This is a genomic window from Paenibacillus sp. MB22_1 (assembly GCF_047200555.1).
GTDB classification, from domain to species: Bacteria; Bacillota; Bacilli; order Paenibacillales; family Paenibacillaceae; genus Fontibacillus; species Fontibacillus phoenicis.
The window spans coordinates 755,873-768,886 of record NZ_JBLADV010000002.1; the positions used below are offsets into that span (position 1 = coordinate 755,873).

A 13,014-nucleotide genomic window follows, 5' to 3' on the forward strand; every position below is an offset into this window, starting at 1 on the left:
CCTATTTTCCCGAAGCCGTCACTCCATACTTCTTATCAAATTCCTTGATGTCTTGCGCAGTTAGCCCAAGGGACAACATGACTTGATCATCTTGGCCAAGCGGTAATCCAATGCTGCCGACATACTGATAGATCTTCTCCTTAGTCGTCGGGTCTTGCGGAATTACCGTCCGCCCATCATTCGTCTGAACCGCAAAACGTTGTCGGGCGGCATCGAGAACTTGAGTTGCGGTCATTCCATTGTATTCTGGCGCGCCCGAGGAGGCTAACTGTTGCTCCAAGGCGTACCATTGACGGTCATTATCATCCTGTGCGAGAGCCAGTTGCGCTTCACGATACGCCTGTTGGTTCCGTTCCTGCAGCATCTGCAGGCCGTAGCTCAAGCCGTTTTGCCGTACGGCTTCGTCAAATTGCATACGCCATTGTTGATCGCTGATCGCATCGCGGGCCTTCTGATACGCAAACTGCTCTTGCGCGAATTTCTGATCGAAGGCTTGCCCTTGACGCTGCAGATCGAGCTGCTGTCCTGCGAGCGTTCGGATCCCCGCATTTGCCCGACTGGCGTTACTGTAGCTGACGTCGGAACCATACAGACTCGGATCGATGCCGAGCGCTTGCAATCGTCCACGCAATACGTCCGCCTGTTGGCTCAAACCCGCCCGTGCTTGGGCCGTGATACCAGGAGCCTCCGCCTGCTGCTTCAGTCCAAGAATTTCGTTAATTAGCTGCCGGGCCTCCGTCGGTAGGTAGTTCCCGGTGAGCTGCGCTTCCGTAATTGGCTTCTGGAAATACTCGTTATCCTGCAGACCGTAAAGGCTGCTTAGGTTTCCGATTGCGTCTTGGCCAATGCCGTAGTTTAATTGCTGCACCTGCAGATTCCGATTTGCTTCATCGTTATAACGCTGGTAGGCCTGTTGCATCAAAGCGGGCACAAGGTTATTCGCGATACTGCCCAGCGCGCTGTCGGCAACTTGGTTTGCCACCATCTCAGAATAGGATGATTTACCTTGACCATTCGCTCGAAGGAACGCATTCGTGTCAGCCTGCTGGTTGGCGATATTCCTTTTTGCTTCGGCCAGTTGAGCTTGATAGGCTGCATCGCTTTGCGGATCATAACTGAAAGGCGTCGGGGCCGTGAATTGAAATTGTGACTGTTTATTAATGAAGTCGTTGATTCGACTCAAGGTGTCCGCCGTTTGGCTCGATGGTGGTGTGTAGGTCGCCTGCGGCGTACTCTTCACGCTATTCGCGGCTTGCACCATGGCGTTCGATTGATTTGTTGGCTGGCCAAAGTTACTATTCCAGGCGTTATTAAAATTCTGCTGGCTAGTATAGGTCGTACCGTTCTTATTAGCGTCCGCCTTGATGAAATTCTTGCCATCTACGGTTACATACCCGTTTGAATATCCGATTCGGGAATTGTCGATCCCCTTGCTGTTGAGTGCACTCCGAATCCCAAGATCGTAATTTGTGGCCATGTTACACCTCCTTGAAATCTGATAAGCTATTCTCGTCGGGGCTTTGCCAAAAGCTCGCTAGCGATCAGCCTCCAAGTTACGAAGTCTGTTTTGGAGGACTATCATCGTTTTCTGATGAGAAAATTCTCGGAACTTCGCTAAGCAGGATACTATAAGTAGTTAACAATTTTAGACTCGAACTAACAGATCGAGCCCCGACTTCTTTCTTACCCTTCATACGGCGTCACCTCCTTAGTTATAGTTCCAAATCTGCTTATTTGGTAGAATATACCTGTCCAAGTTCGTAGAAAGGAGGAACATGTCAGGATTTAATTTTGATGAGTCTTTCAGCCGCCATTCCAAAAATGCGATGCTACAAGTGAGTCAAGAAATCGAATTATTGCAAAAGAGAAGAGACGAATATGATCAGGAGTATTTCATTTCATATATGTTTTCAACTTCTCTTTCCGTTTGTCTTCAAGTGGTGAAACACGTTCTAGAAGACTACGACGATTTTCTGAACGAAGAAGATCGGGAATCTCTTTAAGCATTTTATCTGCGTAATAAAGTAATCTATTCTGGCGAACTTGGACGTTATCCATTAGCGCACCTCCTCATAGGCATAAAAAAGAGTCCCCACGAAGAGGACTCTTATTGCGAACACTATTTATTTTTGAAACTCGGCAATCTGAGCCTCAATCTCTGCGAGCTGTTTCTGTGCTTCAGCGAGATCAGATTTGTATTTTTCAAGTTCTTTGGTTCGTTCGTCGAGTCTACTTTGGTAAGTAGCCTCCGATTCGGTACCTTTTGTGTTTTTTGCCGCTTCTTGTGCTCGTGGAATGATATCAGTTTCATAAAGGATTACCATTCCTTGCAGGGATTGAATTTCACGAGAAACAGCGCTTTTTTTGATGTTCAACTCATCAACTTGGACATTTGATGTTGCGCTTGTGCCTTCGCCCATAACAATCACCTTCCCCTTCGTATCAACCGTCAAAGGAATCCCCGCGGCTTCACTAATCGCTCGAACCGGTACGTAAGTTGAACCATTCAAGATTGCCCCTTCCGCAACCTTCGCGCCGTTCGCCTTCTTTACCGTGTACACACCGGTTACCTTTGCCCCAAGAATGCCTTTAACTGTATCAGCAAATGCCGGAATCCCGCCAAACAACATAGCCCCTATCAAAATACCAGCTACGAGATATGACCACTTTTTCACTATTACATCCTCCTTCGACAAACTCTATTACTTATATTATCGCCAGAAAGAGGAAAAAGTTTCAATAATCTACGGAATATTCACTTGAGCGAGTAGGCTTCCGTTTCGGCTCCAGAGCTTTAGGTTTCTCGTTGTAGGATCAAAGGTCATGTTAATAGCAAGTCCGTCCAAAGCATTCTGCAAGTTTTCTCCGGTATCCTCTGCTCTTAACGCACTCCAGCTCGGCACCCTTACCCCCGAATAACCTCGTAAGTAAATATCCGTAAACTCGCATGTCAATCTCCTACCACTCGAATATAGACCAGCGGACGGGCTTAAACCCATGGACGCTTCATCGCTCCCATTAATAAAATGCAAATCAGACACAGCGTTTGGGTAACCTAAAGCCCGCATTTCAATTCTATTGCTTGGCGATGATGCCGCCCGAAACATATTTTCCGTATTGCTCATTTCAGCCCGAGGATATGATCCCATGGACGTAGCGATATACGATCCGAAGATTTGGACCGCCTCGATCAGCCCCGCAGTAATATGTCCCAGATCAGCAGTGATAGCTGACAGCTCGCTCACCGTGATCTTGTCCGCCGTCACCGCCCCGGCCTGAAGCTTCTCTGTGGTGATCGCCCCAGCCTGAATATTATTAGCTTTGATACCGTTCGCTTGGATGTTGTCGAACGCCACATTGCCGTTCAAGATGAATTCCAGATCCTTGGCCATCTTAGCCGTCACGTTTGCAAGCTTCTTCACGTAATCAACCAATACGGAAACATCCTCGGTTTGTGGCGGCCCCTGAATCTTCGGGGCGTCGCTCCATGTTGACATCTATCATCCCTCCTAATAAAGCGGCAGCTGCCGCATTTGCCGTGTGAACTCGTGAATACGGGCCCAGCCCGTGCCTGCGAATTTAACCCGAATCCAATTTTCTCGGGCAAAGCTGGACACCGGAATAATGACCCGGCGGATCAGAGGGGCACCCGTACCGGTGATCGATTGAACCAACGTCCAGTCCTCTCCGGTGATAGACGGCGAAAGGTAAACATCCATGCTGCCTGAAAGCTCAACCATGACCCATAACTTATACCACCGCATTTTCTGCGCAAGCGAGCTGCCGTTGAACGGCTTTGTTGTAGCAGACCAGGTTATCGGATTTCCGCCGTCGGTCGTGCCCTCCAGTCGAAGCACACGCCCCTGAGCATCGCCAATGAACAAGGTGCCACCGATCGATGCGAAGTGGACCGCCCGTATCCCTCGCCATAGGCTCCATGCTTGTATCCCGGACCTCGGATCATGAACAAGCATGCGATCATCCGGAAGGTTGAAGTAGAGCTTCTTCCCGTCTGTTCCCGCTACGCTCTGATCCGTGATCCCGGTAAGCAGCTTGCCGATGATCTCTGAAAAAGCTTTATCCGGGGCCACACCGCCACCGTATTCATAAATACCTGACCCATGAATGAACCTCATAACTCCATCTTGTGTAACCTGTGCCTTATTGCTTGCCAGCCCCGTATCCTCCGTGATCAGCTTCGTGTTAAAGTCCGAAGGGCGACCACCGTACAATTCGTGAAGCCCATTTGGCATACCGATCGTGAGCTTGGTCAGGCTACCGGTGAGCATGTTAATTTCCTCTCCGCGACTTGATTCCATCGTTTTACGATAAGCCGCATCATCATTGAGGAAGTTGTCCCAAACGGTCGCGTTGTCCAACTTACAGGACCACAGCTCAACGCCCACCGCGCACCAAAGCCGGTTTTGGTACGTGGTGATGTATTTTCCGTTCGACGGGGCGCCGGCCAAATTCTGAACCGTGGAGCCGTCGTACCGTTTCATAGGATTCACGCCGTTGCAGCCAATCAGATTGACTTGATCAAAATTACCTTGGAAGTTGGTAAAGGTCCATTCAGCCGTTGTGCTCAGCCCACTGGCCAACGTTGTCCAGGTAGACCCGTTCCAGCGTCGCCACGTCCCATCGTTAAATATAACGTGTAACTCCTTGCCCTCCCATACTCCCATGCCTAGCACTCGCGTTCCGAACGTCCCAAGCACGGAATAACCCGGCCGCGTTGATACAGCCGGGTAATCGTCTGAGGTCATATTCTGCATATCCGTGAAGAATGATTCGTTAATTGCCAAAGGATCAAAGGTATTCAGGCCTTTAAACTCCCGAATTGGAATCGGTGCGGATAGACCGGGGAGCTGCTGATAGGCAACCGGCTGGTATTGAACTGGCTTCATTCGCCCACCCCATTTTGATAGTTCTGTGCCGCAGCGTTCCAAGCCGATTTATACTGAGCCTCATAGTTGGCCGCCTTCACACCATCATCCTGCGCGAGTGCAAGGAACACGGCAAGCGCGGGGATGTACGTCCAATGATACTCTTCCGGAGCGTCCGGCGCGGCTGTCAGGTTCGAGGTCGTATAGGTGGTGGTCGCGATCCGGCGGTACCGGAGCACGCCCTGCTGATCAGACGAATATGGGGCGGGAAACAACGATAAGGTATGGCTGACATCATCAAAGCTGTACATGTTCTGCGTTGGGATAACCAGGTCCGATTCAAGGCTTTGATACCGGAACAAGCCGACCATAAGCAGGTCAATGTTTTTGGATCGAACATCGTCTGGCAATATATAGTCAGCCTGAGATGCTACACACGCGAAGCGAGCGATCTTCGGGATCTTCACCACGTTGAAGAAGTCCTGATTAATCGAATTGATCCAAAGTAGCTTATCGGCTTCCGGTATTTCATTCGGGACGAGCAGATCCGCTTCAGCGATAATGGATTGGATGTCCAAGCCGAACCCTCCTTTCGATGGCAAATAAAAACACGCCGGCCAGGGCGTGTCATTGAACTAAGTATTTTTTATGCTGTTCTCGTTTTCTCTCCTCCGTTATCCGAGCATAACGTAGCGTTGTCTGCGGATCTGCGTGCCCCATGAGCTCCTGTACCGCAACCAACTCCGCCCCGTTATTGAGTGTTAAGGTCGCGAAGGTATGGCGAAGTACGTGCGGACTAACCTTGCCGCCCAGACCGGCAGCCCGGGCGATCACGTCGATCTCCCGCTGAATCCCCCGGCGGGAAAGTCTCCGGAATGGCCGCCGCTCTGTGACCATCAACGCCTCACAGTCGTCGTTCCTGCTGGACAGATACCTGTTCAGGTGATACATGGCTTTAAATGAGAAGTACACTTCCCGCTCTTTATTTCCTTTCCCGACAACCCGACAGCTCATTGATTGGTGATTGATATCATCTCGGTTCATGCCGAACACTTCAGAGAGACGGCAGCCGGTCGCGTACAACACCTCGATAAAGGCCCGCTGCCGGACGGTACGACAGGCTTCCCGCAGCATTTCTAACTCCGCCACCGTTAACGCCTTCGGCAGGCGCTTTTCCTGCTTTGGCGTCTTGAGTCGTGCTGAGGGATCGCGCAGGATGATCTCCTCGGCCGTCAGCCAGCCAAAGAAGCTTTTCAGGACAGATAGCTTGCGTCCAACGGTGCTCATTTTTAGTTGGTCGAATTGTCCTAGGTAAGCCCGGATATCCGCTGCCGTCACGGACTCCATGCGCTTCGTTACGTAGCGAAAAAAGATTCGAAGCTCCAGCTCGTACCCGGCGAGGGTAATCGGGCTAAGCCCCTCCAACCGCTTCGACGACAAGAACATACCGAGCTTTTCGTCAGAATCAGGATGAGGCTCATTTTCCTCCACCTTCTTGATGTGGTATTTGGAAATTGCTGCCGAAAGTATCGATTTCGTACGTTCAACATTGATCTCCGGTAACTTCTCAGATAACACGGCTACGACATCAGACAACAACTGCTCACTCGCATTATTCATGTCATCACCTCGCGGTTATATAACTTATATAACTAATATACAAACGTACATTCTTGTTGTCAATATAAGTTGTATAACCTATACTACTTTTGAGGTGATAATCGAATGCCGATCGATAAATCGAAAAACACTCAGATTCTCGTTTCCTTTCCGAATGATATGATCGAGGAGATTGAGAAGTTTTGGCACGAAAAGCAGCTGAAAAGTAGAAGCGAAGCCATACGAGAGCTCGTCAGAATTGCACTTGAAAAAGAGCCGTCGGAATGATCCGGCAGCTCTTTTTTTTGTTGCTCTCGTTGTTGCACAATATCGTCCGATCATTCCGCCGGATAATCTAACCCAGTGATGATTTTGTATTCGTCCGCTGTGATCTCACCGAGTTTTACGTAAAGCTGGAGCTGCGTTTCCGTTTCCCACTTACGCGCATAAAAATACTGGTGTTTGTCAAGCGGAGAGTTAAACATTAGCATCTGTACCTCCTTTTGTCGCCAATACTTGCAGTTGTAGCGAGCTTAGCAATGATCCGAGTATTTGGTTTTGTTGTGTCAGTTCCGCGATCTCAGATTTCTTCTTATTCATCTCGATTGTCAAGGTAGCTACTTGGCGTTTTAAATCCAGGACAGCAAGGTCCATCTTAACGTGCTCCATACCGAGTATTGTTACATCTGACAGCTCCGTTTCTGGTTGCGCTTCTAGCTCCTCTTTCAGTGCTTCGTCAAGAAACAATAAACCATCCAACAATCGATAGTAACCAGCATTTACTCCAGGAGGCAATTCATTTTGTTGCATAGTTACCTTTACGTACCCCTCGGCATGATATTCGACGACATCGCGGACGATATCGCCATCAAGTAAAAAATAAAAATCTCTCACAGCCACCGCTCCTTTAGTGATGCGTAATGATTACCTTTTTCGATTCCCCGGCCTGTCCACTTTCTTCGGCATATCCAATCTTTAGCGCGTCGCCCCAAATTGCAGGGTTACTATTAACCGCCTCAATAGGTGTTTTATAAACTGTGAAAAATGGCGATGTGCTGTGAGTGATTCCCAAATAACCGTTTACCGTTCCAATTCTGTTTGCTCCGCCAGTTGGCAGAAGCGCAGGGTTAGTCACTTTAATCAGCGTATCCCCTACCCGTCTGTAAATAACAACGAACGGGTTCACGGATGTGGTGACGACTACATATTTTTGATCGAGCGTAAATTTTACTTTTTCTAATGATCCGACCGGTATATAGTCAGGCGGATCAATCTTGTTATATGTGTCACCGTCACGTTTGTAAATAGTTATTGGCATGCTTCCTAAGTTAGACACAACAACCAAATACGAGGCATCCGCGTTAAACGCAACACCAGCCGCACTACTTATCGGTAAACTAGCCGGATTTGCTAACTTAGAGAATACATCCCCGCTTCGTTTGTAGATAGTGACATACGGAGTTGTGTCGTGCGCAACAGCTAAATATATACCATCATCGCTAAACGTCACGTCTGTGGCGTTTGATGCGGGTAACGTTGATGGGTTGCTCAATTTAGTAAATGAGTCGCCATCACGCTTGTAAATAGTTATATACGGGCTGTTGACGTGTCCTACGCATACATATGTGTTGCTTTGATCACAAGATAAATTATTCACCCCTCCAGTAGGCAACACCACCGGATTGGCCAATTTCGTAAAAGAATCGCCTGCACGTTTGTAAATAACAATGAAAGGCGTTGAGGCGCATCCAACATAGAGATAATTATCATCTGGGCTAAATAAAACCGCGTAAACCAGGTCTGTAATGTTAATTCCAGGAGTTTTTAATTTTTCATAATTATCTCCGCTTCTTTTATAGATATAAAGGTTTTGTCCTGAACTTCCAGCAAATCCAATAGCCAGATACAGTGCGTCAGAGGTAAATGAGACTGCAGTTCCGGTTGCCGTGGGAAGAACACTAGGATTGGGGAGTTTATAAAAAGATGTTTTAACAACCACAGGATCTAGCTCCGCTATTTCTTCTCCGAAAGCAATAATCTCCTCAGTCTGACCTTTAACCTGTTCACCCCCTCCCGATCCGCTATCTGCTAAAAAATCCGTACCAACCAATCTAAAGGTGTACGGTTTGCCTGCGACTAGTTTACCTGCGCCATATGGAGAGCCTTTTTGATCTTTAAGTGTTACAGCCCCAAGTCCGTTTATCTCCAACGTTGGCTCATCGCCGCAGTCAATATGCGGTACGATCGTAATGCCGAAGCCTTCCGGCAAATTCACTGGCGCCGGGTCTAATGCGACGGTATACGCCGTGCTTGTACCGCTTGTTACCGCAAAAGCTGGTTGCCGCACGTAATCCGCTTCATGCGCCGCAAAATCCGCCAAATGTGCAGTAACTTCGTCGTCCAACTGCTTGACCGTTTTGGTGTTTCCCTCACCTGCCAGAGCATCGACTTTAGCTTGCGCCCCCGCTGGTGTTTCTGCTCCAATGCTTGCTGGCGTTATTCCCTCAACCAGTAAATCGGCGTATTCCTTGGCCTCATCTCTAGCAGCATCTGCTTTCGCTTGGGCACCTGTTCTCGTCTCCCCATCAACTCGCACAAATTGCGCATCAGCACCGCTCATAAGCCCACTGCGCCCGCCTGTGACTGCGTTTGGTATTTGGTCCGTCCCGTCTACGTGTGACATCGCGTGTGGCCCAGGAAGGGATTCGCCTTGATTGTTGATCGTAAGTGTCTTTTCGATTGGATCTGCTCCAATCGATATACCGGTACCCGCCACTAGAGTGAACGAATCGCTTTCGGATGTCGCTGCTATCCCGTTGATTTGTCCAAATGCATTTTGGTTAACTTGTGCGCCAGCCTCAATACCTGCTAGTTTGGCATGCTCAGCAGGAGTAATATGAATATTGGTATTCCCTTCATGGGCATTAAGGTTTCCCTGTACGGTATCAACTTCCTGTTTTCGCGCAACGTCGTCCGCTGCTACGGGGGCAACCACTTTCACTCGTCCACTTGCGTCGCGTCTCATCAACGTCCCTGCAAGTTTATCGCTTGTAGCCGAATCCAGCTTTGTCTTGTCTTCGGGAGACATCATACCTTTTACGGTTTGCGTAGCCAAGGTGCCATCGGCCTTTTCGTTCCAATACACCTTATCTTGATCGGATACGAATCGTCTATCGGGATTCTCAATAATGCGGGACGCTGGATGCGTACCGTGCGCCACGTGATCCGCAATCCCCGCATCTACTTTCTCTTGGGCCCCCTCAGGAGTTTCCCACTGCGATGGGGTTTGCTCCGCGATATCTTCACTCGTATTTCTCCATGGGTATCGGTCCATCTTCTCACCATCTTTCCTTCACGGCGTATTTTTCAAATCCACTATTCGCGGTTCTCCAATCGTTCAGCAACTGCTGGTACAGATCATCGTAACCCGGCGCAAGCTCCCGGAGGACGCCGTAAACGAGAACCATATCGTAATCTGGATCGAATCCTGTCATACGGTTCATATCCTCGATGGTTAGCGGCGGAAGAACGGGAATATGGAAAAGCTTAAGCCCCTGTGTAACATCCTCCTCCGGGGTCGGAACAAGCCCAATTACACCTGCCTGGAAGTAGTAATACGGTTTGATTGAATCCTGATTGAATTGCCGGAGAGTTAACCGGCACCAATCGCCGTCGATGAGGATATCGACATCCACCACGTTCCCCGCGGGACACGGTAAAAAGTATTGATCTTGACCAGCCTTAAGATCGATAGCCGTACAAACTGTTTCGGCCTGCTGCAAGGCGGAGCCAAACTCCCTAAGAATCCGATCCCGCACCTGTGTTACTTTCCGGATGATCGACTGCGGTGTCAGATGGTTCGGCACCTTTTCGGCGATTTCCTCGACCACGTCCTTTAGAAGCATCTTGATTTCCCTCCTTCGCTGATAGGCTGCCTTCGGCTAACTTTTCAAGTAATTCGTTTGTTCTACGCTGTTCTTGATAAATCGCGTTCAGCGCATCCAGTTCATCTCGAAACATGACTCCACCTTCCCTCTTTTAAAAACTCAGTTGGTGAATGCTTAAAACAAGGAAAGGGAGCCTGTAGCCCCCTCTGATCTCCTTGATATTTGATCTTAATCTGTGACCTCATGGCCGTAGATGAACGAATAGTTAATGAATCCATAGCCCCAACGGCCAACGGCTTTATACTTGGTGACCTCAGTATCGAAATCGGTAATCGAACCGTTTTCTACCTTACGTCTCCACTGCCAAATGTTGAGTTGACGAAGGCGCGCCGAATCGACCGCAAACCAGTTTTTACGCTTAGCCGGGCTGATAAACGGATTGACAATAACTTTGATGTTGCCCATGTACATGTTAGCATCAAAGTTATTGCTACCCGGTTCATACTTAGGCAGATCCGCATCCGGCAAGCCTGCGATTTTAAAGGCCGCGCGAGCGTTGTAAGGGGCCACGATAAGCGTATCTGGAATTACAGCCATCGGATTCCCCTTGTCGTCAACCCACTCCTGCATAGCCACCGCTGTCTCATCCCAGCTGTCAATCGTCAACGGCTTATCTCCAAGGTTGGACTGTACGTCTACACTGTTTGTAGGGCTATACGGATGATCCGACGCGCACAACGCCTTACCATCCGGCCCCGCATAGTTTTCCGTGCGGCCGCGCCAGTTCGTCCCTGTGGTCGAGAACGCGTTGTTCAGGAACTCAACTGCTTGCAGCTGCTGCGTCTTATACACAGCGTCAGCCAGCGAAGCAATACGGCGTTTGATTTCAGTCAGTTTCAGATCATCAATGAAGTCGCGGTCAATGATGCGGCCATCGGAGAACTTACGGTTTTTGATGACCTTCTGCCACAACTCATCGATGTCCTCATAGTAGACCTGGTTGTTCGAGCGGCCCCATTCTTCCATCAGGCCCTCTCCGCCGATCCCTTCATAGGACTCCATATCCTTGGTCGATGGAGTGTCGTTATAGAGCAGCGGAATAAAGTCCTTTTTGTTTTTCATTTCAAGCGAGTAGAGCTCCTTAAAGACAGGCTCCAGTACTCGCGGATCCCAACGAAGTTTTGTTTGCATAGGAAAAATCCTCCTTATCCTTTATAGGCTGATTACGAGAACTGCCGGTTCTTCACTTTGACCCGCGCCGTCTTCTTGCTGGTATTGAGGGACAACACGGCTACGGAGCCACCTTCAACCGTCGCGGCGTCCAGAGCCAAACCGCTCGTAGCCAGCGCTACAGCATTTGCACCTTCTACAAAGTCAGTATCAGCTGTTCCCGTATAAGGCACGTCGTACCAATCCCCTTCTCTAGCCAAGATCACCTCGCAAGGCTGGTTAGTTCCTGCTGCGACGTTGGACGTCAAAAAACCACCAATAGCGTCCGTACCGCTGGCCTTCGTCCATCGACCGCCATCCAGTTTCACAGCCTCGCCCGCTGTGCCGGCTTCGTTGTCTTTCATCATAAATTCAGTGATCCTGGTCGGGTCCTTCCCGTAATCGTTGTAAACGTACTTGAATCCTGGCATAATCTAACGCCTCCTATTTCTCAAAATTCTTCGCATATTTCTGCGCGTTTTTGGGATCGAGCCCGAACATGACAAACGCGGATGTGAGTTCTTCCGGCGCGCTCGGCTCCAAATCAGATCCACCAGCCTTCTCGACCTGTGCCCGTTTATTTAGGCGCTGGTTCTTCAAAACCGCTTGCTCGGTACGTTTCCGCTCATCCGCAATGATGCTGTCCCGGTGTACCAGCTCGTACGCATCGACGGGATCATATCCGCGCTGGATTCTGTCCTGCATCTCCGGGGTGTACCACGTGGCCGATCCCGTTTCAGCGTCAACCTGTTCAGCGAGCTGCGGGTACTTCCGGAACAAATTCTCCCAGCCCTGACGAATTTGCTGCTGTAACAGCTCTTGTTGACGGAGCTGCTGTTCCTGCTCGCTTCGCGTCACAACGTCGCGGGCCTGCTTCAGGAGCGGGTGATTATCCAGATACTGGTCCAGGATGTTTGGATCGATACCGGCAGCCTCCGCATCATCACGAAGCTGCTTTTTCAAGGCGTCAAATTGGTCGCGCTGCTGCTGTAGCTGTTTTTGCTCGATTGCGTCCAAATTCGCAAGCAGCTCGGCATGATCCTTGAAGCCTTGTTGACGTGCCAGTCTGTCCAGGGCCGATTCGTACTGCTTCGCTCTTCCCTCGATCTTGTCGTAGTTCAGGCCCTTTCGGGCATGAGCGGCGACATCTTCCTCCGGGATAAAGACGTCCTGGCCGTTGTACTTGACCGTGATTCCCTTTTTCGGCTCTTCCTGGCCTGCATCTCCGTCTGTGGGTGGATCGGATTCTTGGCCTTCCTGAGCGTCATCTTCATTGCCTTCTTTGTCTTCGTTCTCAGCCGGATATTCAAGACCGAACGAAGCGTAAACATCTTTCATGGCCGCAATATGGGCCTCGTCGGCCTGTGGGTTGGCCGGCGGTGTCGTGACTTCCTCGCTATGGGTGGCGGGTTGAATCACATCATCTTTCATGG

General features: G+C 49.7%; 15 protein-coding genes. 1 reads left to right on the top strand and 14 read right to left on the bottom strand.

Features of this window, described 5'->3' with window-relative positions; translation table 11 throughout:
• Position 1: 1 nt before the first annotated feature.
• The 7 genes from ACL02P_RS15285 to ACL02P_RS15315 form a co-directional block, all read right to left on the bottom strand.
• Positions 2-1,477, bottom strand: coding sequence for a hypothetical protein (locus ACL02P_RS15285; protein ID WP_412837619.1), 1,476 nt, complete (start codon positions 1,475-1,477; stop codon positions 2-4).
• A 416-nt stretch (positions 1,478-1,893) separates the two neighbouring features.
• A complete protein-coding gene (locus ACL02P_RS15290) occupies positions 1,894-2,058 on the bottom strand; it encodes a hypothetical protein (protein WP_412837620.1) in 165 nt (54 codons plus the stop codon).
• Between the two features lie 65 nt (positions 2,059-2,123).
• Positions 2,124-2,675 (bottom strand): hypothetical protein, encoded by a 552-nt coding sequence (locus tag ACL02P_RS15295; RefSeq protein ID WP_412837621.1) that lies wholly within the window; start codon positions 2,673-2,675, stop codon positions 2,124-2,126.
• 69 nt (positions 2,676-2,744) lie between these two features.
• A complete protein-coding gene (locus tag ACL02P_RS15300) occupies positions 2,745-3,497 on the bottom strand; it encodes a hypothetical protein (protein ID WP_412837622.1) in 753 nt (250 codons plus the stop codon).
• Between the two features lie 12 nt (positions 3,498-3,509).
• Positions 3,510-4,907 (bottom strand): hypothetical protein, encoded by a 1,398-nt coding sequence (locus ACL02P_RS15305; protein WP_412837623.1) that lies wholly within the window; start codon positions 4,905-4,907, stop codon positions 3,510-3,512.
• The gene (locus tag ACL02P_RS15310; RefSeq protein ID WP_412837624.1) at positions 4,904-5,464 is read right to left on the bottom strand and encodes a hypothetical protein; all 561 of its coding nucleotides are present in this window, start codon (positions 5,462-5,464) and stop codon (positions 4,904-4,906) included. The genes ACL02P_RS15305 and ACL02P_RS15310 overlap by 4 nt, the downstream gene beginning before the upstream one ends.
• Before the next feature lie 49 nt (positions 5,465-5,513).
• Positions 5,514-6,506 (bottom strand): tyrosine-type recombinase/integrase, encoded by a 993-nt coding sequence (locus ACL02P_RS15315; protein ID WP_412837625.1) that lies wholly within the window; start codon positions 6,504-6,506, stop codon positions 5,514-5,516.
• Positions 6,507-6,611: 105 nt separating this feature from the next.
• Here ACL02P_RS15315 and ACL02P_RS15320 point away from each other — a divergent pair, with 105 nt between their 5' ends.
• Positions 6,612-6,773 carry a CopG family ribbon-helix-helix protein gene (locus ACL02P_RS15320; RefSeq protein WP_412837626.1) on the top strand — a complete coding sequence of 54 codons (162 nt, stop codon included), beginning with the start codon at positions 6,612-6,614 and terminating at the stop codon, positions 6,771-6,773.
• Between the two features lie 50 nt (positions 6,774-6,823).
• On the opposite strand, the gene ACL02P_RS15325 is transcribed toward ACL02P_RS15320, so the two are convergent.
• From ACL02P_RS15325 to ACL02P_RS15355, 7 genes are all read right to left on the bottom strand, one after another.
• Positions 6,824-6,970, bottom strand: a complete 147-nt coding sequence (locus tag ACL02P_RS15325) for an XkdX family protein (protein WP_412837627.1) — start codon at positions 6,968-6,970, stop codon at positions 6,824-6,826.
• Positions 6,963-7,379, bottom strand: coding sequence for a hypothetical protein (locus ACL02P_RS15330; protein ID WP_412837628.1), 417 nt, complete (start codon positions 7,377-7,379; stop codon positions 6,963-6,965). Before ACL02P_RS15330 ends, ACL02P_RS15325 begins: the two co-directional genes overlap by 8 nt.
• A gap of 13 nt (positions 7,380-7,392) precedes the next feature.
• Positions 7,393-9,705 carry a hypothetical protein gene (locus ACL02P_RS15335; RefSeq protein WP_412837629.1) on the bottom strand — a complete coding sequence of 771 codons (2,313 nt, stop codon included), beginning with the start codon at positions 9,703-9,705 and terminating at the stop codon, positions 7,393-7,395.
• Between the two features lie 118 nt (positions 9,706-9,823).
• On the bottom strand, positions 9,824-10,390 hold the full coding sequence (locus ACL02P_RS15340; protein ID WP_412837630.1) for a hypothetical protein: 567 nt from the start codon (positions 10,388-10,390) through the stop codon (positions 9,824-9,826).
• Positions 10,391-10,600: 210 nt separating this feature from the next.
• Positions 10,601-11,563 (bottom strand): Mu-like prophage major head subunit gpT family protein, encoded by a 963-nt coding sequence (locus ACL02P_RS15345; RefSeq protein ID WP_412837631.1) that lies wholly within the window; start codon positions 11,561-11,563, stop codon positions 10,601-10,603.
• A 32-nt stretch (positions 11,564-11,595) separates the two neighbouring features.
• The gene (locus ACL02P_RS15350) at positions 11,596-12,012 is read right to left on the bottom strand and encodes a hypothetical protein (RefSeq protein WP_412837632.1); all 417 of its coding nucleotides are present in this window, start codon (positions 12,010-12,012) and stop codon (positions 11,596-11,598) included.
• 13 nt (positions 12,013-12,025) lie between these two features.
• Entirely contained in the window at positions 12,026-13,012 is a 987-nt protein-coding gene (locus ACL02P_RS15355) for a hypothetical protein (RefSeq protein WP_412837633.1), read from the bottom strand.
• Positions 13,013-13,014: the final 2 nt, after the last annotated feature.

Coding starts and splice junctions, on each gene's coding strand:
- ACL02P_RS15285 (WP_412837619.1), bottom strand. CDS start 1,477: ATGGCCACAAATTACGATCTTGGGATTCGGAGTGCACTCAACAGCAAG.
- ACL02P_RS15290 (WP_412837620.1), bottom strand. CDS start 2,058: ATGGATAACGTCCAAGTTCGCCAGAATAGATTACTTTATTACGCAGAT.
- ACL02P_RS15300 (WP_412837622.1), bottom strand. CDS start 3,497: ATGTCAACATGGAGCGACGCCCCGAAGATTCAGGGGCCGCCACAAACC.
- ACL02P_RS15305 (WP_412837623.1), bottom strand. CDS start 4,907: ATGAAGCCAGTTCAATACCAGCCGGTTGCCTATCAGCAGCTCCCCGGT.
- ACL02P_RS15315 (WP_412837625.1), bottom strand. CDS start 6,506: ATGAATAATGCGAGTGAGCAGTTGTTGTCTGATGTCGTAGCCGTGTTA.
- ACL02P_RS15320 (WP_412837626.1), top strand. CDS start 6,612: ATGCCGATCGATAAATCGAAAAACACTCAGATTCTCGTTTCCTTTCCG.
- ACL02P_RS15325 (WP_412837627.1), bottom strand. CDS start 6,970: ATGTTTAACTCTCCGCTTGACAAACACCAGTATTTTTATGCGCGTAAG.
- ACL02P_RS15340 (WP_412837630.1), bottom strand. CDS start 10,390: ATGCTTCTAAAGGACGTGGTCGAGGAAATCGCCGAAAAGGTGCCGAAC.
- ACL02P_RS15345 (WP_412837631.1), bottom strand. CDS start 11,563: ATGCAAACAAAACTTCGTTGGGATCCGCGAGTACTGGAGCCTGTCTTT.
- ACL02P_RS15350 (WP_412837632.1), bottom strand. CDS start 12,012: ATGCCAGGATTCAAGTACGTTTACAACGATTACGGGAAGGACCCGACC.
- ACL02P_RS15355 (WP_412837633.1), bottom strand. CDS start 13,012: ATGAAAGATGATGTGATTCAACCCGCCACCCATAGCGAGGAAGTCACG.